Annotated in this window: 18 protein-coding genes; 9 read left to right on the forward strand and 9 right to left on the reverse strand. The window is 67.9% G+C overall.

Translation table 11 applies throughout. From position 1 onward, the window contains the following. Positions 1–16: 16 nt before the first annotated feature. The 4 genes from ACVWZ7_RS12260 to ACVWZ7_RS12275 are packed head-to-tail and all read right to left on the reverse strand — an operon-like array spanning position 17 to position 5,013. A complete protein-coding gene (locus ACVWZ7_RS12260) occupies positions 17–889 on the reverse strand; it encodes a 3-hydroxyacyl-CoA dehydrogenase family protein (protein ID WP_456507994.1) in 873 nt (290 codons plus the stop codon). A gap of 30 nt (positions 890–919) precedes the next feature. Beyond that, the gene (locus ACVWZ7_RS12265; protein WP_456507995.1) at positions 920–2,401 is read right to left on the reverse strand and encodes an aldehyde dehydrogenase family protein; all 1,482 of its coding nucleotides are present in this window, start codon (positions 2,399–2,401) and stop codon (positions 920–922) included. A gap of 24 nt (positions 2,402–2,425) precedes the next feature. Continuing rightward, a complete protein-coding gene (locus ACVWZ7_RS12270) occupies positions 2,426–3,586 on the reverse strand; it encodes an acyl-CoA dehydrogenase family protein (RefSeq protein ID WP_344367368.1) in 1,161 nt (386 codons plus the stop codon). A 32-nt stretch (positions 3,587–3,618) separates the two neighbouring features. Then, positions 3,619–5,013 (reverse strand): aminotransferase class III-fold pyridoxal phosphate-dependent enzyme, encoded by a 1,395-nt coding sequence (locus ACVWZ7_RS12275; protein WP_456507996.1) that lies wholly within the window; start codon positions 5,011–5,013, stop codon positions 3,619–3,621. A 113-nt stretch (positions 5,014–5,126) separates the two neighbouring features. Between ACVWZ7_RS12275 and ACVWZ7_RS12280 the strand changes: the two genes are divergently transcribed. After that, entirely contained in the window at positions 5,127–6,722 is a 1,596-nt protein-coding gene (locus ACVWZ7_RS12280) for a PucR family transcriptional regulator (RefSeq protein WP_456507997.1), read from the forward strand. On the opposite strand, the gene ACVWZ7_RS12285 is transcribed toward ACVWZ7_RS12280, so the two are convergent. Then, positions 6,691–7,896: a CaiB/BaiF CoA transferase family protein gene (locus tag ACVWZ7_RS12285; protein ID WP_456509106.1), complete on the reverse strand. Its 1,206-nt coding sequence runs from the start codon at positions 7,894–7,896 to the stop codon at positions 6,691–6,693. The two genes, ACVWZ7_RS12280 and ACVWZ7_RS12285, sit on opposite strands and share 32 nt — an antisense overlap. Before the next feature lie 335 nt (positions 7,897–8,231). Between ACVWZ7_RS12285 and ACVWZ7_RS12290 the strand changes: the two genes are divergently transcribed. The 5 genes from ACVWZ7_RS12290 (at position 8,232) to ACVWZ7_RS12310 (ending at position 14,300) form a co-directional block, all read left to right on the forward strand. Continuing rightward, the gene (locus ACVWZ7_RS12290; RefSeq protein WP_456507998.1) at positions 8,232–9,005 is read left to right on the forward strand and encodes a FadR/GntR family transcriptional regulator; all 774 of its coding nucleotides are present in this window, start codon (positions 8,232–8,234) and stop codon (positions 9,003–9,005) included. Continuing rightward, positions 8,998–9,738, forward strand: coding sequence for a cache domain-containing protein (locus tag ACVWZ7_RS12295; RefSeq protein WP_116766649.1), 741 nt, complete (start codon positions 8,998–9,000; stop codon positions 9,736–9,738). The genes ACVWZ7_RS12290 and ACVWZ7_RS12295 overlap by 8 nt, the downstream gene beginning before the upstream one ends. Before the next feature lie 118 nt (positions 9,739–9,856). Continuing rightward, positions 9,857–11,290 carry an aminobutyraldehyde dehydrogenase gene (locus ACVWZ7_RS12300; RefSeq protein WP_456507999.1) on the forward strand — a complete coding sequence of 478 codons (1,434 nt, stop codon included), beginning with the start codon at positions 9,857–9,859 and terminating at the stop codon, positions 11,288–11,290. Between the two features lie 93 nt (positions 11,291–11,383). Further along, entirely contained in the window at positions 11,384–12,901 is a 1,518-nt protein-coding gene (locus tag ACVWZ7_RS12305; RefSeq protein WP_344367373.1) for an APC family permease, read from the forward strand. 22 nt (positions 12,902–12,923) lie between these two features. Beyond that, the gene (locus tag ACVWZ7_RS12310; RefSeq protein ID WP_456508000.1) at positions 12,924–14,300 is read left to right on the forward strand and encodes a flavin monoamine oxidase family protein; all 1,377 of its coding nucleotides are present in this window, start codon (positions 12,924–12,926) and stop codon (positions 14,298–14,300) included. A 90-nt stretch (positions 14,301–14,390) separates the two neighbouring features. On the opposite strand, the gene ACVWZ7_RS12315 is transcribed toward ACVWZ7_RS12310, so the two are convergent. The 3 genes from ACVWZ7_RS12315 to ACVWZ7_RS12325 all read right to left on the reverse strand — a co-directional run bounded on the left by ACVWZ7_RS12315 (position 14,391) and on the right by ACVWZ7_RS12325 (position 16,671). Beyond that, positions 14,391–14,885: an FBP domain-containing protein gene (locus tag ACVWZ7_RS12315; RefSeq protein ID WP_456508001.1), complete on the reverse strand. Its 495-nt coding sequence runs from the start codon at positions 14,883–14,885 to the stop codon at positions 14,391–14,393. Between the two features lie 398 nt (positions 14,886–15,283). Continuing rightward, complete coding sequence (locus ACVWZ7_RS12320) at positions 15,284–16,483, reverse strand: NAD(P)/FAD-dependent oxidoreductase (RefSeq protein ID WP_456508002.1); 1,200 nt, start codon at positions 16,481–16,483, stop codon at positions 15,284–15,286. A gap of 2 nt (positions 16,484–16,485) precedes the next feature. After that, entirely contained in the window at positions 16,486–16,671 is a 186-nt protein-coding gene (locus ACVWZ7_RS12325) for a ferredoxin (RefSeq protein WP_116766644.1), read from the reverse strand. Between the two features lie 87 nt (positions 16,672–16,758). On the opposite strand from ACVWZ7_RS12325, the gene ACVWZ7_RS12330 reads away from it, so the two are divergent. From ACVWZ7_RS12330 to ACVWZ7_RS12340, 3 genes are all read left to right on the forward strand, one after another. Then, positions 16,759–16,989, forward strand: a complete 231-nt coding sequence (locus ACVWZ7_RS12330; RefSeq protein WP_456508003.1) for a hypothetical protein — start codon at positions 16,759–16,761, stop codon at positions 16,987–16,989. 16 nt (positions 16,990–17,005) lie between these two features. Continuing rightward, entirely contained in the window at positions 17,006–17,953 is a 948-nt protein-coding gene (locus ACVWZ7_RS12335; RefSeq protein WP_456508004.1) for a LysR family transcriptional regulator, read from the forward strand. Positions 17,954–18,051: 98 nt separating this feature from the next. After that, positions 18,052–18,891, forward strand: coding sequence for an SGNH/GDSL hydrolase family protein (locus ACVWZ7_RS12340; protein ID WP_344367380.1), 840 nt, complete (start codon positions 18,052–18,054; stop codon positions 18,889–18,891). A 47-nt stretch (positions 18,892–18,938) separates the two neighbouring features. Here the strand turns inward: ACVWZ7_RS12340 and ACVWZ7_RS12345 are convergent, their stop codons facing one another. Beyond that, positions 18,939–19,226, reverse strand: coding sequence for a YciI family protein (locus ACVWZ7_RS12345; RefSeq protein ID WP_344367381.1), 288 nt, complete (start codon positions 19,224–19,226; stop codon positions 18,939–18,941). Positions 19,227–19,299: the final 73 nt, after the last annotated feature.

Below are 19,299 nucleotides of genomic sequence, written 5' to 3' on the forward strand. Positions count from 1 at the left end.
CCGGGGCGGAGCAGGCTCACCGGGAGTAGCTGTACCAGCCGGAGCCCGACTTGCGGCCCAGCTTCCCGGCCCTGACGAGGGCGGCAACAGACTCGTCCGGGGCGTCAGCCGGGTCGCCGGTCGCCGCATACGTGGCCTGGGCGATGTAGTCCACAACGTCCAGCCCCACCAGGTCCATCAGCTCAAATGGCCCCATCGGATGCCGTAGCGCGGTCTTGGCCGTGGCGTCGATGTCTTCCATGCTCGCCACACCGCCGGCCAGCAGCGCGAGTGCCTCCTTTTGCACGGCGCCCATCAACCGGTTGGCCACGAACCCCGGCACCTCCCGGTTGATCAGCACAGGTGCCTTGCCCAGGCTGCGGGCCAGTTCGAGGGTGGTCTCCACGGTTTCCCGGGACGTTCCGGCATGGCGGACCACTTCCACGCATTCCATGACCAGCACGGGATTGAAGAAGTGCATATTGCACACCTGTCCGGGCCGGCCGCTGGCCGCGGCCACGGCGGAGGAGCCGATCGTGGAGGAGTTGGTCGCCAGGATGGCGTGTGGCGGGGCGAGCCGGCCCAGCCGGGCAAAGATGGCCTTCTTGGTTTCCAGCCGTTCGGTGGCGGCCTCAATGACAAAGTCGGCAGCGGGCGCCACTGCGTCAAGATCGGTGCTGAACGCCAGCCGGTCATGGGCGCGCTCGGCGTGCTCTGCGGCCAGTCTTCCGGATTTCACCATTTTGTCCGTGCGTTCACGCAGTTGGGCCGCAGCGCCGTCCAGTTGGCTCGGCGACACGTCCTGCACGGTGGTGGTGTACCCGGCCAGGGCAGCGGTCAGCGCGATCTGGGACCCCATGGCGCCGGCGCCGATAACGAGAACATGCGTAATGGTGGTGGGGGGTGGCATCGTTTTCTCCGGTTCGGTGGGGACGGACTGCTAGGACTGTGCGCCGGACAGGGGCCGGCCGCCCCGAAGGTAGACGGTGGTGGTGTGCGTGTAGAACTCCTTGGCGCTCTGCCCCTGCTCCTTGGGGCCGTAGCCGCTCTTCTTGGCCCCGCCGAACGGCACATGGGGATCGGCGCCGGCCGATTCGGAGTTCACGTGCAGGATCCCGACGTCCAGTTCCTCCATTCCCTCCAGCGCCAGGGTGACGTCCTGCGTGAAGAGTGCTGCGGAGAGCCCGAAATCGCTGTCATTGGCCAGGTCAAAGGCTTCCTGCGTTGAGGCTGCCCGGCGGACGCTGAGCACGGGCCCAAAGAGCTCATCGCGCCAGACATCAGCGTGGCGTGCCCCCGTGAGCTCCAGGATCGTCGGGGCAACGAAGTGGCCTTCGGCCCGGGCCGCGTCGTCATAGGGGAGGCCGCCCGTCAGCAGCCCGGCGCCCTGGTCCAGCGCCGTCGCGATGCCGCGCTGGATGGATGCCCGGGCGTCGGCGCTGACGACGGGTCCCATCTGGGTGGACGGATCTGCGGGGTCGCCCACCAGCAGGGACTGGGCCCGGGCGGCCAGCCCGGCGAGGAATTCATCCGCGACGGCGTCCGCCACGATCAGCCGCGACGTCGCCGTGCACTTCTGCCCTGTGGAGCGGAAAGCGCCGAGCATGACCTGTTCCGCGGCTAGTTCGAGGTCCGCGTCGGCCAGGACGATGGCGGCGTTCTTCCCGCCCATTTCCGCCTGGATCGGCACGCCGCGGCCCGCCGCCGCGGCGGCCAGGGTGCGGCCCACGCCGGTGGAGCCGGTGAATGACAGCCCGTCCAGCGCCGGATGCTCCACCAACGCGGTCCCGATGGCGCCGGGGCCAATCACCAGATTCAGGACGCCGGCGGGCAGGCCGGCCTGTTCCAGCGACTGGGTCAGCCGCATGGCGAGCAGGGGCACCGTGCTGGCCGGCTTCCAGACCACCGTGTTGCCGTATGTCAGGGCGGGGGCGATCTTCCAGGCCGGGATGGCGATGGGGAAGTTGAACGGCGTCACGACGCCCACCACTCCCAGTGGTTTGCGCGTGACGAAGATCTTTTCGCCCCGCCGCGGGGAGGCGTAGATCGCCCCGGCTTCGCGGTCGCCGTCGTTGCCGTAGTAGCGGAAAATCTGCGCGGCGCGCAGCACCTCGCCCTGGCCCTCGGCCAGCGTCTTTCCTTCCTCACGGGCCAGCTCCAGCCCCCAGGCCTGCGAGTTCGCTTCCAGGATCGCCGCCGTGCGCAGCAGCACTGCGCCGCGTTCATGGGCCGGGGTGCGGGCCCAGCCATGCTTCGCCGCTACAGCGCTGGCCATGGCGCGGTCGACGTCGGCCGGTCCGGCCTGCAGGCCGTGCGCCACCGTCTCGGCCGGGCGGGCGGGATTGACGGAGGTGATGAGGCCTCCGTCGCCCTGAAACCAGGTGCCCGAGACGTAATGCTGCAGTTCGACTGCTGTAGTCATTGCTGTTCCTTTACTGGCTGCGCCTTAGCGGAAGGCCGGGATGCCGGTGATGTGGTTGCCGAGGATCAGGGTGTGGACCTCGTCGGTGCCCTCATACGTGCGAACGGATTCGAGGTTGTTGGCGTGCCGCAGCGGCGAATAGTCCAGCGTGATGCCGTTGCCGCCCAGCATGGCGCGGGCATCACGGCAGATCTGGATGGCCTCGCGGCAGTTGTTGAGCTTTCCTACGGAGATGTGGTGCGGCTTGAGCTGGCCGGCTTCCTTGAGGCGGCCGATCTGCAGTGCCAGGAGCATGCCCTTGTTGATTTCCAGGGCCATGTTGACCAGCTTTTCCTGGGTCAGCTGGTAGCCCGCCAGGGGCTTGTCGAACTGCAGGCGCTCCTGCGAGTAGCTGACGGCCGTCTCGTAGCTGTCGCGCGCGGCCCCCATGGCTCCCCATATGATGCCGTAGCGGGCTTCATTGAGGCACTCGAACGGACCGCGGAGTCCCTTGGCGTTCGGCAGTATCGCGGTGGACGGGAGGCGGACCTCGCTCAGTTCGATGTCGCACTGGATGGAGGCGCGCATGGAGAGCTTGGGCTCAATCGGGGTGGCCTTGAACCCGGGGGTGTCGGTGGGCACGATGAAGCCGCGTACGCCGTCGTCGGTCATGGCCCAGATGATGGCGATCTGGGCGATCGAGGCCAGGCCGATCCAGCGCTTGGAGCCGTTGATGACCCAGCCGTCCCCGTCGCGGCGGGCGAAGGTCTTCATGCTGCCGGGATCGGAGCCGGCCGTGGGTTCCGTCAGGCCGAAGCAGCCGACGACGTCGCCGGCGGCCATCCTGGGCAGCCACTGGTTCTTCTGCTCCTCGGAGCCGTGCTTGTAGATGGCGCTCATCGCGAGGGAGCCCTGCACGCTGACGAAGGTGCGCAGGCCTGAATCGCCTGCCTCAAGTTCCATGGCGGCGATGCCGTATTCCACGGCGGAACGGCCCGGGCAGCCGTAACCCTTCAAATGCATGCCGAGCAGGCCCAGCCCGGCCATGTCCTTGATGATCTCGACCGGGAAGATGGCCTGCTCGTACCAGGCGGCGATATTGGGCCGGATGGTGCTGTCCACAAAGGACCGCACCTTGTCCCGCATGGCCAGTTCTTCGGGGGTGAAGAGGGAGTCGATGTTCAGCAGGTCAGAGGATTCGTTCATGGTGTTCTCCAAGAGTTTGCGGGGCTGGGGACTTAGACGGCTGCCAGTGCCGCGGCACTGGCGGTGTCCGTGTCTGTCTGAGCGGCATTGGCGGCCACGATGGCGTTGCGCAGCACGCCGAGGCCGTCCCGGATCAAGTCCGGACCAATGACCAGGGGCGGCAGCAACCGGATCACATTGCCGTGGGTGCCGCAGACCAGGACCAGGACGCCCTGCCGGTGGCAGGCGGCCGCCACCTGGGCCGCAAGATCGGCGCGCGGTTCCAGCGTGTCCTTGTCCGCGAATTCGACGGCGAGCATGGCGCCGCGGCCGCGGAACTCGGCAATGATGGCCGTGCTGTCGACGAGGGGCTGCAGCACCTCGCGGGCGGTTGCCTCGATGGTCACGGCGTTCGCCAGCAGCGTGCCGTCTTCGAAGGCCTCGAAGACGCCCAGCGCGGCGGAGCACGCCACCGGGTTTCCGGCGTACGTGCCGCCCAGGCCGCCGGCGTGCGGGGCGTTCATGAGCTCGGCCCGTCCGGTGACCGCGCTCAGCGGCAGGCCGCCCGCCAGGGCCTTGGCGGTCAGGGTGAGGTCGCCGGCGACGCCTTCGTGCTCGCTCGCAAAGAGCCTGCCGGTGCGCCCCATGCCGGTCTGGATCTCGTCCATCACCAGCACGATGCCGTATTTGGTGGCCAGCTCCCGCAGTCCGGCCAGGAAGCCGGGGGCGGGCACCAGGAAGCCGCCTTCACCCTGGATGGGTTCGATGACCATGGCGGCAAACGACCGGGGATCGTTCTCCAGCAGCAGCGCCTCGACGCCAGCCAGGGCGGTGGCCGCCGTGGCGTCCCCGCCGCCTCTGGCCCACAAGCGGGTGGCCGTGGGAGCGCGGAAGACCTCTCCCGGGAACGGGCCGAAGTTCTTCTTGTACGGGTTGACCTTGGCGGTCATGGCCATCGTGAGGAGAGAGCGGCCGTGGTAGGCGTCGTCGAATACCAGCACGCGTTCCCGGCCCGTGGCAGCGCGGGCAATCTTGACGGCATTTTCCACGGCTTCCGCGCCGGTGGAGAAGAGTGCGGTGCGCTTTTGGAAGTCTCCCGGGACATGCGCGTTCAGCCACGCGGCCACCTGCGTGAAGGAATCGTACTCGGTCACCATGAAACAGGTGTGGGTGAACCGGGCCATCTGGGCGGCCACGTGCGCCTGGACCTGGGCGTTCACGGCGCCCACGCTGGTCACGGCGATGCCGGAGGCGAAGTCGATGATGCGGTTGCCGTCAACATCTTCCAGGATTCCACCGGAGGCACGGTTGATGAAGACGGGCATGGTCACGCCGAAGCCGGAGCTGACCTGCGCTTCGCGCTCGCGGTGCAGGGCTGTGGAGACGGGGCCGGGAATGGCGGTGGCAAGGTGACGGGTCTGGGGGAGGCTGTCTGTGGAACTGGTCATGTAGACAAGGTAGTGTGCCCTCCCTCGCCTGACATTGGATGGTGCATCCAATTTTGAGTCCAATTTGGTTAGAATATCCAAAGGATTCGTGTCTGCCCTGAAAGGACCGCCGAGTGATCAGCCTGGCCCAACTGCACAGCCAACTCGGCAGCGATCTCCGCCCGGCCGCGGGAGGCGCGGTGGCCGTGCGGCAGATCTCGGGTGTGCACATCTCCGAGCTCGACGATCCCACGCCGTATCTGGAAGGCGGCGAGTTGCTCCTCACGACGGGCATCCCCGTCTCGGGCGGAGAAGCCAAGGTGCAGGCCTACGTCCGGCGACTTGTGGAGCGCAACATCGCGGCCCTGGGCCTCGGCCTGGGGGCCGGCGTGGATGAGGTGCCGCCGGCTTTGAGTGCCGCCTGCGCCTCGGCCGGGCTGGAGCTTCTGGTGGTGCCCGACGGCACGCCGTTCATGAACGTCTCCCGCGCCTATTGGGACCTCGTGGGCCGCGAAGGCCAGGCCGACCTGACCGCCAGCCTCGGCACGCAGACGGCGCTGGCCCGGGCCGCGACGCAGGCGGATGCGCTCCCTTCCGTGGTCAAGGCCCTGGCCCAGGCGCTGGGCGGTTGGGTGGCGTACCTTCCGGCCGACAGCGGGGCGGAAACACTGTGGCCGGCGGACAACCACACGATTGTGGAGCAGCTGCGCAGGGAGACCTCGCGGCTTGACATGGCCGTGACGCATTCGGCCTCCACGTTTCAGATCCACGGCACCGACGTCGTGGAGTATCCCGTGCTGGCGGGGCGGCGGACGGTCGGGTTCCTGGCCATTGGTGCCGGGCGCAAACTGACCCGTGCTGACCGGCAGATCATCATGACGGTGTGTGTGTTGCTCTCGCTCAAGGCGGCCCAGCAGCTGGAGAGCGACGCCACCGCTGCCGCGCTCGGCTCGGCCGTGACCAAGCTCTTCCTCACCGGACATGTTGACGCCGGCCGGGCCCTTGCACCGGACCTGGGCATCGTCGCGCCCACCGGCGCCGTGCGGCTCCTGGTGGTGCGTGGCGAGATCGATCCCGCGACGGTTTCCGGGGAGCTGGAGTCGAGGCTGCGCGCCGGGACCGGATGGGCTGGCTGGACTGAGGCCGGTGGTGCCCTGCGCTCCTGCCGCCTGCGCCACGTGGCCGGCGGCCTCAGCTATTACGTGCTGGACGCGGAATACCGCGACGCCGGTACTCCCGGCATTCCCGGCAGCGACGGCGGCAGCGCCGGCAGCACTGCGCAGCCGGAGCAGTACGACGGCGGAGCCGGCAGCAGCGCCGGCAGCACTGCGCAGCCGGAGCAGTACGACGGCGGAGCCGGCAACGCCGCTGTTACGGCCGTGCTGAGCCGGCCGATGCCGCTGGAACGGGTGCACGAGGAGGCCGGACAGCTGGCCGCCACGGTGCGTGCGCTGGCTGCCGGGCAGATTGTCGACGCACCGGAGGGGGCCCTGGATCCGCGGGCCCAGGGCTGGGTGGCGGCGCTGCGCGGGTACCAGCGCGCCGACCTGGTCGGAACCGTCCGCGCCTATCTGCGGCACCGGGGCCAGTGGGAGGGCGCCGCCCGCGAGCTGGGGATCCACCGGAACTCGCTGCGCCACCGGATGGGAATAGCGGCGGAACTGCTGCAGGCGGATCCGGACGATCCCGACGTCGCGGCTAACCTCTGGCTGGCACTGCGCTGGGCCTAGCGCCGGACTGGTTAGCGCGGTCAGCGCGGTCGGACAGCCACGCCCGGACGGGGTCGCTGTGTTCGCCCAGCGACGGCGGGGCCGCTGCGGGGGGCGGGAACGCCGGCGTCCAGGTAATGGGATGGCGGATCTGCCTTCCGGCCGGCTGGCCGGCCGCGTTGCGGACCTCGATGGTCGGTTCAAGTCCCAGTGACTCGGCGTACTCAAGACCCTCGTCGATGCCTGCGACATGGCCGGCCGGGACGCCGGCGTCGATCAGCTTGCCCTGCCAGGTGAGGGCAGACGACGCGGACAGGGCATCCTCCAACAGGGGCACCAGCTCGGTGCGGTGTTCCACCCGCGCGTTGTTGGTCGCAAAGCGCGGGTCACTGGCCAGCCTGGCAATGCCCAGAACCTGGGTCAGCTTGGCGAACTGTCCGTCGTTGCCGCAGGCCACTGCCAGCGGCGCATCCGCACACTCCAGCAGCTGGTAGGGCACGATCGAGGGGTGGGCGCTGCCCATCCGGTGCGGAACCTTGCCCGCGCCCAGGAAGGCCTGGCCCTGATTGGCCAGCGCGCCCTGCAGGCTCGAGAGCAGGTTGAGCTCCAGGTGGGCCCCGCGCCCCGAGACTCTACGGGCCGCCAGTGCGGCAAGGACGCCAATGGCGGTGTCCTTGGCCGTCAGGACGTCGACGAGCGCGACGCCGGCCTTGGTGGGGCTGCCGTCTTTCTCCCCGGTGATGCTCATCAGTCCGCCAAGGGCCTGGACGATGAAGTCATAGCCCATCAAGTTGGCCCCGCCCGTGCTGCCAAAACCCGTGATCGAGGCGTAGATCAGGCCGGGGTTGGCGGCGGAGAGCTCCGCATAGCCCAGGCCCAGCTTCGCCATCCCGCCGGGCTTGAAGTTTTCCACCAGGACATCGGCACGCAGGGCCAACTCCCTGGCCAGCTGCAGGTCCCCGGGGTCGGCAAGGTCCAAGCAGACGGATTCCTTGTTGCGGTTCGCGCTCTCAAAGTAGGTGGCCCCGGTGGGGGAGTACGGCGGCCCCCAGCTGCGGGTGTCGTCACCGGCACCGGGGCGCTCCACCTTGATCACCCGGGCGCCCAGATCTGCCAGCGTCATGGTGGCCAGCGGTCCGGCCAGGACACGGGAGAAGTCGGCCACCAGGAGACCCGACAGCGGTCCGGCAGGCATGTCCGCGGGCTCCTGGGCGGCGTCCCGGGCGGCGGAACCGGGCTGGGCGCCGGGCGTCGGAATCATGGGGAGTCCCTTCGTGGAGTGCCCGCGGCACATCGCCGTGCCCGGGCATCTGATCAAGGATTCGAAGCCTAACAAGGCGCAACCACCCGAACATTGGATGAACCGACCTAGCACTGGCTGCTCTGCACAACAACCATCCGCCAACGAGCGTGGCGCTGCGGCGGGCGGCCACGGCGGACCGTGCACCCGCGCGGCCGATAGAGTGGCGCTATGGAAGCAGATCCTTCGGTTCCGGCCAGCCCGGAACGCGGCTGTCCGCAGGCGCCGCGGTGAGCCAGGAACCATCCGCCGCCATGCCGTCGCGCGGGGCCCGGGCCGCCGTCTTCGCCCAGCTGACCGGCGCCGGCAGGTCCGAGCAAGTGGCCCAGCGGCTGACCGATGCCATTCTGCTCGGCGTGCTGGCCCCCGGTGACCGGCTGCCCAGTGAGGCCGAGCTGGCCAAGCGCTTTGGCGTGGCCCTCGTGACGGCGCGCGACGCGCTCGGGGCTGTCCGCGAGGCCGGGCTGGTGGAGACCCGGCGCGGACGCGAGGGCGGCAGCTTTGTGCTGGCCACCGAACAGACGCCGGAAAGGCTCCTGCAGGCCCGGCTGCGCGGACTTTCGCAGGTGGAGATCGCCGACCTCGCCGTCTATTTCGGCACGCTGGCCGCCGGCTGCGCGGAACGGGCGGCCGAGCTCGCGTCCACCGATGAAGCCGAACGGCTCACCGCCTGGCTTCGCGATGCCGACTTCAGCTCCGCCAGCGATTCCGGCCGGAACGCCGGCGGTTTCTACCTCGAGATCGCCGTCGTCAGCCAGTCGCCGCGCCTGGTGCGCGAGCAGATCCGCCTCCAGGCCGAGTTCGGCCCCATGCTGTGGCTGTGCCTGACCGACCCGGTCATGCGGGCGCGGGTCTATGCGCAAAACCAACGCACCGCCGCGGCGATAGCCGCCCATGACGCCGCCGCGGCCCGCGCCTCGGTCCGGGCACAGATCAGCGACCTTTCCGCCTGGCTGCTGGCAGCCAAGGAACGTCTTGAGCAAGGAGCAGCAGCCGATGGCTGAGAACCACAGTGCGGATTCCGTGCAGGCGCGGGCGCGCAACTGCGCCGCGGCCATCGGAGCGTTGTTCAACGGCGTCTTCGGAACCCTGGACCACTGGCGCAGCCGGGTCGAAGCCTCAACCGCCTGGGGTGCGGGAGAGATCGATCCCGCCGTGTACGCTATGGTCGGTCCGGAACTCACGGCCGCCGACCCGCTGCTGATCGGCGCCGGATTCATCGCGGCACCGGGCGTGGTGCGCGGGAAGGGCCTCCATTTCGCCTGGTGGCTGGGCCCGCTGGAGGACAATCCGATCCTCGGTACCACCACCGAGCCGAGCCAGCTGGATCTGGCGTCGCGCGAGTACGCCGACTATCTGCGGGACCTCAGCGCACTGGAGTGGTACCGGGTTCCCGAAGCCACCGGTGCCCGGCACATCACGGGCCCGTATGTGGACCACTTGTGCACGTGCGACTACATCCTCACGCTCACCGCGCCCGTCGTCGTCGGCGGATCCATGGCTGGAGTGGTGGGCGCGGACGTCCTGGTGCGCCGGCTGGAGCGGGACGCCCTCCCGCTGATGCGCGCCGTGGGCGCCCCGACAGCTCTGGTGAGCGCCGCCGGCCGGGTGATTGTGTCCACCGATCCGCAACTTCCCGTGGGCACTCTTGCCGCCGCAGATGCGGGCCCGGCCTGGACCGGCGCCATCACCTGCCCCGGAACCAACCTGAAAGTCCTGGTGCGCACAGCTCAATAATTTAAACATCCCATTTCAGATGAATAAGGTGTAGTCTCACCATGTGGCCGTGAACCAGGTCACATCGTGGCAGGGTTCGCGGCGCGGACCGGCCACCCAATTCATTGAAGGGAACCACATGAGCGTGCGGAATTTGCGGAACTTCGTCAACGGCCAGTTTGTTGACTCGGCCGCCACCAGCCGGCTGGAGATCCACAACCCGGCCACCGAAGAAGTCATCGCCACAACGCCCGTTTCCACCGCCGCCGACGTCGCTGCCGCCTACGCGGCGGCCGCGGCGGCGTTTGAAATCTGGAGCGAAACCACTCCCGCAGAGCGCCAGCGGGCGCTGCTGCACATTGCCGACGCCGTCGAGGCCCGGGCCGAGGAACTGGCCGACCTCGAATGCGCCGACACCGGCAAGCCCCGGGCCGGGATTGTCCCGGATGAGATCGACGTACTCGTGGACCAGATCCGCTTCTTCGCCGGCGCAGCCCGGACCCTGGAAGGGCGCGCCACCGCCGAGTACCTCGCGGACCACAGTTCCTCGATCCGGCGCGAGCCCATCGGCGTCATCGGCCAGGTGGCCCCCTGGAACTATCCGCTGATGATGGCCGCATGGAAGGTCATTCCCGCGCTTGCGGCGGGTAATACCGTAGTCCTCAAACCCTCCGATTCCACACCGAGCTCCACCCTGCTGTTTGCCGAACTGGCCAGCGAATTCCTCCCTGCCGGCGCGTTCAACGTGGTGCTGGGGGACCGTGAGACCGGCAAGGCCCTGGTGGCCGACGAGGCTCCGGAAATGGTGTCCATCACCGGCAGCGTGCGGGCCGGCATGGAGGTGGCCGGAGCGGCCGCCGCCGACGTCAAGCGCGTTCACCTCGAGCTGGGCGGCAAAGCCCCGGTCATCGTGTTCGACGACGTCGACATCGCCACCGCCGTGGCGGGGATCGTCCCGGCGTCGTTCTACAACGCCGGCCAGGATTGCACCGCGGCCACGCGGCTGCTCGTGCACGAGGACATCCACGATGAGTTCGTGGCTGCTTTTGCCGAGGAAGTGCGGCGCAACGCCAAGACCGGCGGCCCCGCCGAGGACGGCATCCTGTACGGCGCGCTCAGCAGCGCCGACCATCTTCAGCGCGTCGCCGGATTCCTGGAGCGGCTGCCGGAACACGCCACCGTTGAAGTCGGCGGCAAACGCCACGGAGGGGTGGGCTACTTCCACGAGGCCACCGTGGTGTCCGGGCTTAACCAGGACGACGAACTCGTCCAGAGCGAGGTGTTCGGCCCCATCGTCACGGTGCAGAAGTTCTCCACCGACGCCGAAGCCCTGGCCATGGCCAACGACGTCGACTACGGGCTGGCCTCCTCCGTGTGGACCAAGGACCACACCCGGGCCATGCAGTTCGCCAAGCGCCTGGACTTCGGCTGCGTCTGGATCAACACCCACATCCCGCTGGTGGCCGAGATGCCCCACGGCGGATTCAAGCACTCCGGGTACGGCAAGGACCTGTCCATGTACGGGCTGGAGGACTACACCCGGATCAAGCACGTCATGAGCTACATCGGTTAAGCCGCCCCGCGAGCCCCCGGCACCCGGAAACCACCGGCATCTCCGGCCGGCACCCCCACCAGCAACTCCCGCCAATGTCGTCGGAAGGAAACCATGTCTACCGAATCACGCAGTACCACCGAGCTCAACGATAGTGAGCACCTTGCCGTCCTGGGCTACCAGGATTCCTTTGACCGGTCCATGTCCCTCTGGGCAAACTTCGCCCTCGGATTCACCTACCTTTCACCGCTGGTGGGGGTGTACTCCCTCTTCGCGATCGCCATGGCGGCCGGCGGCCCGCCGTCGGTTTTCTGGATTTTCATCGTGGGGGCGGGACAGATGCTGGTGGCTCTGGTATTCGGCGAGGTGGTCTCGCAGTACCCCATCCACGGCGGCATCTATCCGTGGACCAGGCGGCTGTGGGGCCGGCGCTACGCTTGGATGGCCGCCTGGGTCTACATCTGGGCCATGATTGTCACCATTACCGCGGTGGCCGAATTCGGCAGTGGCTTCCTGGCCAGCCTGTTCGAGGTTGAGGTGACCCGGGAAACCACGCTTGGCCTGACGGTACTGCTCCTTGTTGTGGCGCTGGCCTTGAACTTCACCGGTACCAAGACGATGGCGCGGGTGGCCCGGATCGGGCTGGCTTCCGAGCTGATCGGCGTGATCGCCGTCGGCCTCTACCTGTTGATTTTCCAGCGCAAGCAGAGCTTCGGCGTGTTCTTCGACTCGATGGGGGTGGAGGGCGATGGCAGTTACCTGCACGCCTTCATGGGGGCCGCCCTGGCCGGGCTCTTCCTGTTCTACGGCTTTGAAGCCTGTGGCGACGTGGCGGAGGAAGTCGCCAGTCCGGCGCGGCGGATCCCGCGGGCCATGATGATGACCATTGTGGTCGGAGGCGTCTCGGCTCTGTTCTCCTTCGGCGGCTATGTGCTGGCGGCGCCCAACCTGCAGGAAATCGTCAACGGCCAGGATCCTGACCCGATCCCCGCCATCCTGGAATCGGCCCTCGGGCCGGTGGGTGCCAAGATCTTCCTGGTGGTTGCGATCACGGCCTTCCTGTCCTGCGTGCTGAGCCTGCAGGCAGCGGCCAGCCGGCTGATCTTCTCCTTTGCCCGTGACGGCATGGTGCCCGGCCACCGCTGGCTCTCCAGGGTTTCCGGCACCGCCAGGGTCCCCGCAAACGCCCTCATCGTCGCCGCGAGCATTCCGTTGGCCATCTGCGTCATCATCTATCTGGGGTCCGACGAGCTGCTCACGCAGATCACCTCCTTTGCCGTGCTGGGCATCTACATTGCGTTCCAGTCGGTGGTGCTCGCCTCCCTGCGCCAGCGGCTCAAGGGCTGGCGTCCTGCCGGGCCGTTCAGCCTGGGCGCCGCAGGGTTCGCGATCAACGTCGCGGCCCTGGCCTACGGCATCTTTGCCATGGTGTTGCTGGCTTGGCCCGGCTCCACGGGCGTCTTTGTCACCGACTGGACCGTCCTGATCGGCCTTGCCGTTGTGGCCGGCACCGGCCTCCTCTACCTCCTGCTGGCCCGCCCGGACGCCAAATCGACGGCGCCGGCCGGCGACGCGATCGACGTCGCCGCCAAGCTGCGGGCCGGCAGTGCCCGGCAAGCAGCGGTCAACTAACGCACCAACGAAAGAGCAGACAGTGAAAAGTATTGAACGCGATGTTGTCATCATCGGTGCCGGCCCGGCCGGTCTCAACGCCGCCCGGGACCTGAAAGCGGCGGGCCTGACGGTTGCCGTGCTGGAGGCCCGTGACCGGGTTGGCGGCCGGACCTGGACCAGCACCATTGACGGCGCCATGCTCGAAATCGGCGGCCAGTGGATATCACCGGACCAGACGGCACTCAAAGGCCTGCTGGGCGAGCTGGGCCTGGAAACATTCAGCCGCTACCGTGAGGGCCAGTCTGTCTACGTCGCCCCGGACGGCACCCGCAGCCTCTACACGGGGGAGATGTTCCCGGTGTCCGAGCGCACGGAGGCCGAAATGCGCCGGCTGATCGGCATCCTGGATGAGCTGGCCGCCGAGATCGGCGCCGCGGAGCCGTGGGCGCACCCCCGGGCGCGCGAACTCGACACAGTTTCGCTGCATCACTGGATGCGCCAGCTCTCTGACGACGAGGAGGCCTGCGCCAACATCGGCCACTTTCTGGCCGGCGGCATGCTCACCAAGCCGGCGCACTCCTTCTCCGCCCTGCAAGCCGTCCTGATGGCGGCATCGGCGGGCTCATTCTCGAACCTGGTGGACGAGGACCTGCTGCTGGACCAGCGCGTGGTGGGAGGGATGCAGCTGGTGTCGGAGACCATCGCCGCCGCACTGGGGGACGACGTCGTCCTTGAGTCCCCGGTGCGGACCCTGCGCTGGGACGAAAACGGCGTCACCGCCGTCTCGGATCGGGCCACGGTGAACGCCCGGTACGCCATCATGGCCGTGCCGCCGAACCTGTACTCGCGCGTGAGTTTTGACCCGCCGCTGCCCCGTCGCCAGCACCAGATGCACCAGCACCAGTCGCTGGGCCTGGTCATCAAGGTGCACGCCGTCTACGAGGCGCCGTTCTGGCGCGAAGAGGGCCTCTCCGGCACCTGCTTCAGTCCCGATCTGGTGGTCCAGGAAATCTACGACAACACCAATCACGAGGACCCGCGCGGAACCCTGGTGGCCTTCGTGCCGGATGAGAAGGCAGACGCGATGTTCGCCCTCGACGCCGGGGAACGGCGCCGGGTGATCCTCTCGGCCATGGCGGAGTCCTTGGGCCCGAAAACCCTGGAACCGGTGGTGTATTACGAGTCCGACTGGGCCTCCGAGGAATGGACCCGCGGCGCCTTCGCCTCCAGCTACGATCTGGGCGGCCTGCACCGCTACGGCGCGGACCAGCTCACCCCGGTGGGACCCATCTACTGGGCGTCCTCGGACCTTGCAGCCGAGGGCTACCAGCATGTGGACGGCGCGGTCCGGATGGGTCGGGCCACGGCGGCCCGGATCCTGGACCGCGACGCCGCCAGCACGGAGGCCGCCGCGTAGCGGCCGCACCGCCCGGCCTTCCAGCGACGCGGGTTCACTTACGGTCCATAATTCCGGGCCGCAGGTGACCCCGCGTTGCTTGTGCCGTCGCTACCTTCCCTGTACGCGCTCCACGAATTGGGCGGCGCGGGCCGCCAGCCCGTCGATCTGCCGCAGCACGACGGCGGCGGGGTCCGGATTGATCTCGTTGGCCGGAGGCTCCACCCGGACATTACGGCAGCAGAGGAACTCGGCGCAGATCAAGGTGCCCAGGGTGTTGCCGTTGCGGCCGGACTGCCCTGCGCGCTTGGCCACCCAGAGCAGGACATCGTCCTTGGAGAACACATCCCGGCACAGCTCGCAGAGCACGGAGCGATTCTTCTTGGCCCCGCCTTCAGGGGCCCGGAGCATGATTCCGGTGGGACCCTTCATCCCGGGCACCACGAGATAGCCGCGCAGGGGCATCTTCTCGTCCCGCCAGGCCAGGAAGTCGAGCTTTTCCCAGTCCAGGGTGTCGAAGTTTTTGGGCAGATTGAGTTTCGCGGCTTCCGACCGGCTCGCGTTGATGAAGGACGAGCGGATCTGCTGCGGCGTGATTTTTTGCATGACGGAAACTTTCGGAATCGAAGAGGTGCCGCCCGGGCGGGCCTACTGCGCGCCAAGGCGGAACGGGGGCAGACGACTGCCAGCCTGCGACTCCGGTTAGGACCGGGCGTCTCCGCGTGGTGATTCAGCAGCGGGACGGGATTGTTCGGAAAGGGCCGGCAGCAGCGCGGGCGCGTAGCAGGCCACAGCGGCCACCCCGCTAACCGTGGCAGCGGTGATCGTCGCGATCCGCATGCTCACCCCCCCGTTCCAAGAGTTCCCCGGTTCTGATCATCCGGGTCCGTTTATCCGGAGAGCCCATCCTTGCAAAGCCCTGGATTCCTGTCCAGCCGACTGCAAGAACCCGGACCAGCCCGCAGGGTGGTCTGCCGTTCTCCAACTGACGCGCCCGCATCATCTCAGGCAGTGGGCGACGCAACCAGGGGCGCGGTATCGCTCAGCCGCCGCAACTTCGGAATGGGGATCCGTTTGTTGATGGCGACGGCGGTGCCCGAGTCGTCGTCGTGGGACCACCGCATGAGGGCAGGGCCGCCGGCGGGATCGCCTTCGAGGAACTCAGGGGCACCGGCTAAGGGCAGGAAGCCGCTCGCCTTCAGGCTGAGGCCGAACTGCTCGGTCCAGAAGTAGGGCTGGAAGTCGAACTCCGGTGCTTCATCACCCCGCACGAGAGCCAGGGCCGCGGCCTTGCTCTGCTCGATGGCGCTGGTCCACAGGGGAACGCGCTGGATGCCGTGCTTGGTCGGGAACGCGGCCACGTCTCCTGCGGCGATGATGCCGGGCCGGACGCGCCCGCGGGCGTCGACTTCGAGCCGGCCGTTGGTCAGTAGGCCGCTGGAGGCGAGCCACTCGACGTTGGGGGCATCTCCTACGGCACTGACCACGAGTTCGGCTTCGATGGTTGAACCGTCCGCGAGGACAACCAGCGGACGCCCGTCGGCCGTGCGCCCACCGGTGCTGCGCAGTTCGACCGCGTGGGACGGCGCTAGCTTGAGCCCGTGGCGGCGGGCAGCGGCCACGAAGACACCGGACAAGTACGGGCCCAGCTGTCTGGTCAGCGGACGATCATGAGCCACCAGGGTTACCTCGCAGCCCGCGGAGAGGCACCCGGAGGCGATCTCCATGCCCAGGGCGCCTCCACCAATGACGACGACGGACGGCCGGTTCGTGAGCCGGCGGCGCAGAGTCAGCGCGTCCTCCAGATTGCGCAGCGTCAGTTCGCCGTCGCAGCGGCCTGCATTTCCCCCGGTCTTGGGGCCGGTCCCGAGGAGGCGTGCCCGGGAGCCGGTGGCGATGACCACGGCGTCGTACGGAAGGCCGCTGCCATCGTCGAGGTGCACCACTTTCCGGTCGGCATCAAGCCCCGTCGCGCTCACGCCCCGGACCTCCAATGCCTCGTGGGTGGACGCCGGCAGCTGATGGGACGTCATGTCGTCGGCGTCCAGCAGGGCAGCCTTCGACAGGGCGGGGCGGCTGTACGGTGCATGGGGTTCGTCGCCCACGATGGTCATATCGCCGTCGAAGCCTGCCGCCCTCAGGGAGTCTGCCGCGGTAAGGCCGGCGATGCCATTTCCGACGACGACGATGCGTTTCAGTGCCATGCTCATGCCAGCCGCAGCGCGGCAACCGGGCAGACGCGAACCGCGGCCTTTGCCGGTTCCACGTCGTTGTCGACCGTCTCGATGTCCAGCACGAGTTCGCCCTCTTCGTCCAAGTGCATCAGCTGTGGGGCAACGTCCTCGCACAGGCCGTGGCCTTCGCAGCGCGGTCGATCGAGGACAATCTTCATGGCTTTCTCCTTTGAAAACGGTGGCGTGGATCACAACCAGAGCGTATGTTGAGTTTCCCAGCTGCATAGCATGTTCACAAATGAATAATGCTCATCCTTGATATGCATCGTATGAATGGCCGGGTAGGCTGGGCCACGCGCCGGAAAAGCGGCGTGCGACAAGTGAGGTGTGCAATGGCAATGAAGCCGGAAATGACCTGGAATGCGAAAGACAGTTTTGTGTCGTATGTGGAGGCCCTCGACCTCGCATTGCCGGACCCGCGCATCCAGCAGCTGAGTCCGCTGCACGCTGTTTTCCCGGCGAGTCATGCCCGGTAGCTTGGGAAGATCCGGGATGGACGGAGAGCTGGCCCGGCTGGCTTCGGTCGACCTCAACCTCCTGGTGCCACTCCTGGCGCTGCTTGACGAGCGGTCGGTGACGAACGCTGCGGCCAGAATCGGTCTGTCGCAGCCGGCCATGAGCCATGCGCTGACACGCATGCGGCGCATGCTCAGCGACGAACTCCTCGTGCGGCAGGGGCGCGGAATGGTACTGACGCCGCGGGCCGCGGAGCTTTTGCCGGCTTTGCGCCAGACGCTGACGCAGACGGCCCGGCTCGTCAATGCCGCCCCGTTTGACCCCGCAACCGACGAGCGCCTGATCACTGTGGCAATGACCAACAGCACCGCGTTCGTCATCGGCAGCGCGCTCACCCGGCTGCTGGCCGAGCGTGCGCCGAACACGGTCCTGCGGTTGCGAACCACGTCCTCGCCGACCATCGCGGTGTTCGCGGACGATGCGGCGGACGTCATTCTGCTCCCCGAGACGTTCGCCACGCCGTATCCGCGGGAGCGCCTGTACGACGACCGCTGGGTCGTCGTCACTTCGTGGGACTCACCGCGGCAGGCCAGCGCGCTGGAGCTCCTGGAGACGGTGCCCCATGTGGTGCTGGACGCGGCCCCGGAACGCCTGCGGCCCTACGAAATCCTCGACGAGCGCAGGGTGCCGTACACGGTCCGGCAACGCGTGTCCGACTACCTGTTCATTCCCCACCTGATCGCCCAGGCCGGCGGGGTGGCGGTCCATCGGTACCAGGTCGGCTTGGCATTCGAGGGCCGGTTCGACCTGCGCATGGAGGAGTTCCCCTTCCCCATCCAAACCCTGGGCATCGACATGGTTTGGAACCCGTGGCTCGCGGAGGACCCGTTCAAGGACTGGCTGCGGGGGATCCTCCTGGAGGCCGCCGTCCCTCTGCGGGCTCGGTACGGTCCTGTGCCCGCCAGATCCGGGCCGCCCGCGTGACCCATTCAGTGCCTGCACCGGCCTGCCTGGGGCGAATGACACCCGCCTGTTAACCCCGCTGTTCCCTGATGGCCGGATGGACTGGCTACCGTGGACGCGTGGTTGGAGACATTCTTGGTTCGGGTACGGGGGGCCGGCGGCTGTTCGTTGCCCTGGGCGATTCCTTCACCGAGGGTGTGGGCGACTATGACCCCCGGTTCCCCAATGGCGTGCGGGGCTGGGCGGACCGGGTCGCGGAGAAACTGGCCAAGGCGCAGCCGGGGTGGCAGTACGCCAATCTGGCCATCCGCAGCAAACGGCTGCGCCACATCATCGCCGAACAGCTCGGACCCGCCGTGGCCATGGAGCCGACGCTCATTACGCTGTACGCGGGCGGCAACGACATCCTGGATTTCGGCACGGACATTGCGGCCCTCATGCAGGACTATGAGTCCCTGGTGGAGGCGCTCGCGGGCACGGGGGCGACGCTGGTGCTGTTCACCGGCTTCGACGTCAAGGTCTCCGCGCTCCTTGAGCCGCTGAAGAAGCGCAACGCCTTCTATAACGAGCGGGTCCGCGAGATCGCCGGCCGCTACGGCGCGGTACTGGTGGACTACTGGTGCTTCGACGCATTCCATGACCCGCGGATGTGGGATTCGGACCGGCTGCACATGTCCAAGGCGGGCCATAAATACCTTGCCGCGCAGGTCCTGGATCATCTTGGGGTGCCCCATACGATCAAGCCCAAGCAATGGGAGCCGCCGGTGAAACAGGGCCTGCGCGAGTGGGAACGCCGGCAGCGCCGCTGGGTGCGCGACTGGGTGTTGCCCTTGTTCGGACGGAAGCTTCGCGGGGTCACTCTCGGCGACCAGCTTCGGCCGCGCTGGGCGGAACCCGTAAAGGTCCCGCGGAAGGGCGGCCTGAAGAAACTGTTGCAGGCGCAGCGCGACGGCGGTTAGGCCGGATCCCGGCAGACGCCCGGCCCGCGCTCCGGGCCGGCCTCGACTCAGCTGTCCAGCAGGTTTTCGAAGCCGGGGGCCACCCTGTTGGCGTGGAATTCCATGACCTCGAAGTCAGCCACACCGTTGACATAAAACGGGTCCTTGGCGAGGGCGGCGTCCAGGCTTTCCCTGTCCGCGTTGGAGAGCAGCAGGCCGCCGGTGCGTGGGATCTTGCGCCCGGCGACCATGAAGATGCCCTCATCGAAGGCCGCCTGCAGCCACGTGACGTGGGCCGGGAGGTGGAACTCCACAATGTCGTCGGGGACCTTGTATGTCAGGGAGACTACGTACATGCGGCCAGCCTACCGGTAGCGGGTCGCGGACAGGGCGGAACTTTTCCGGGAATCCCCGGCCGAAGTTGAATCG

The sequence above is a fragment of the Arthrobacter sp. TE12232 genome, assembly GCF_054062615.1.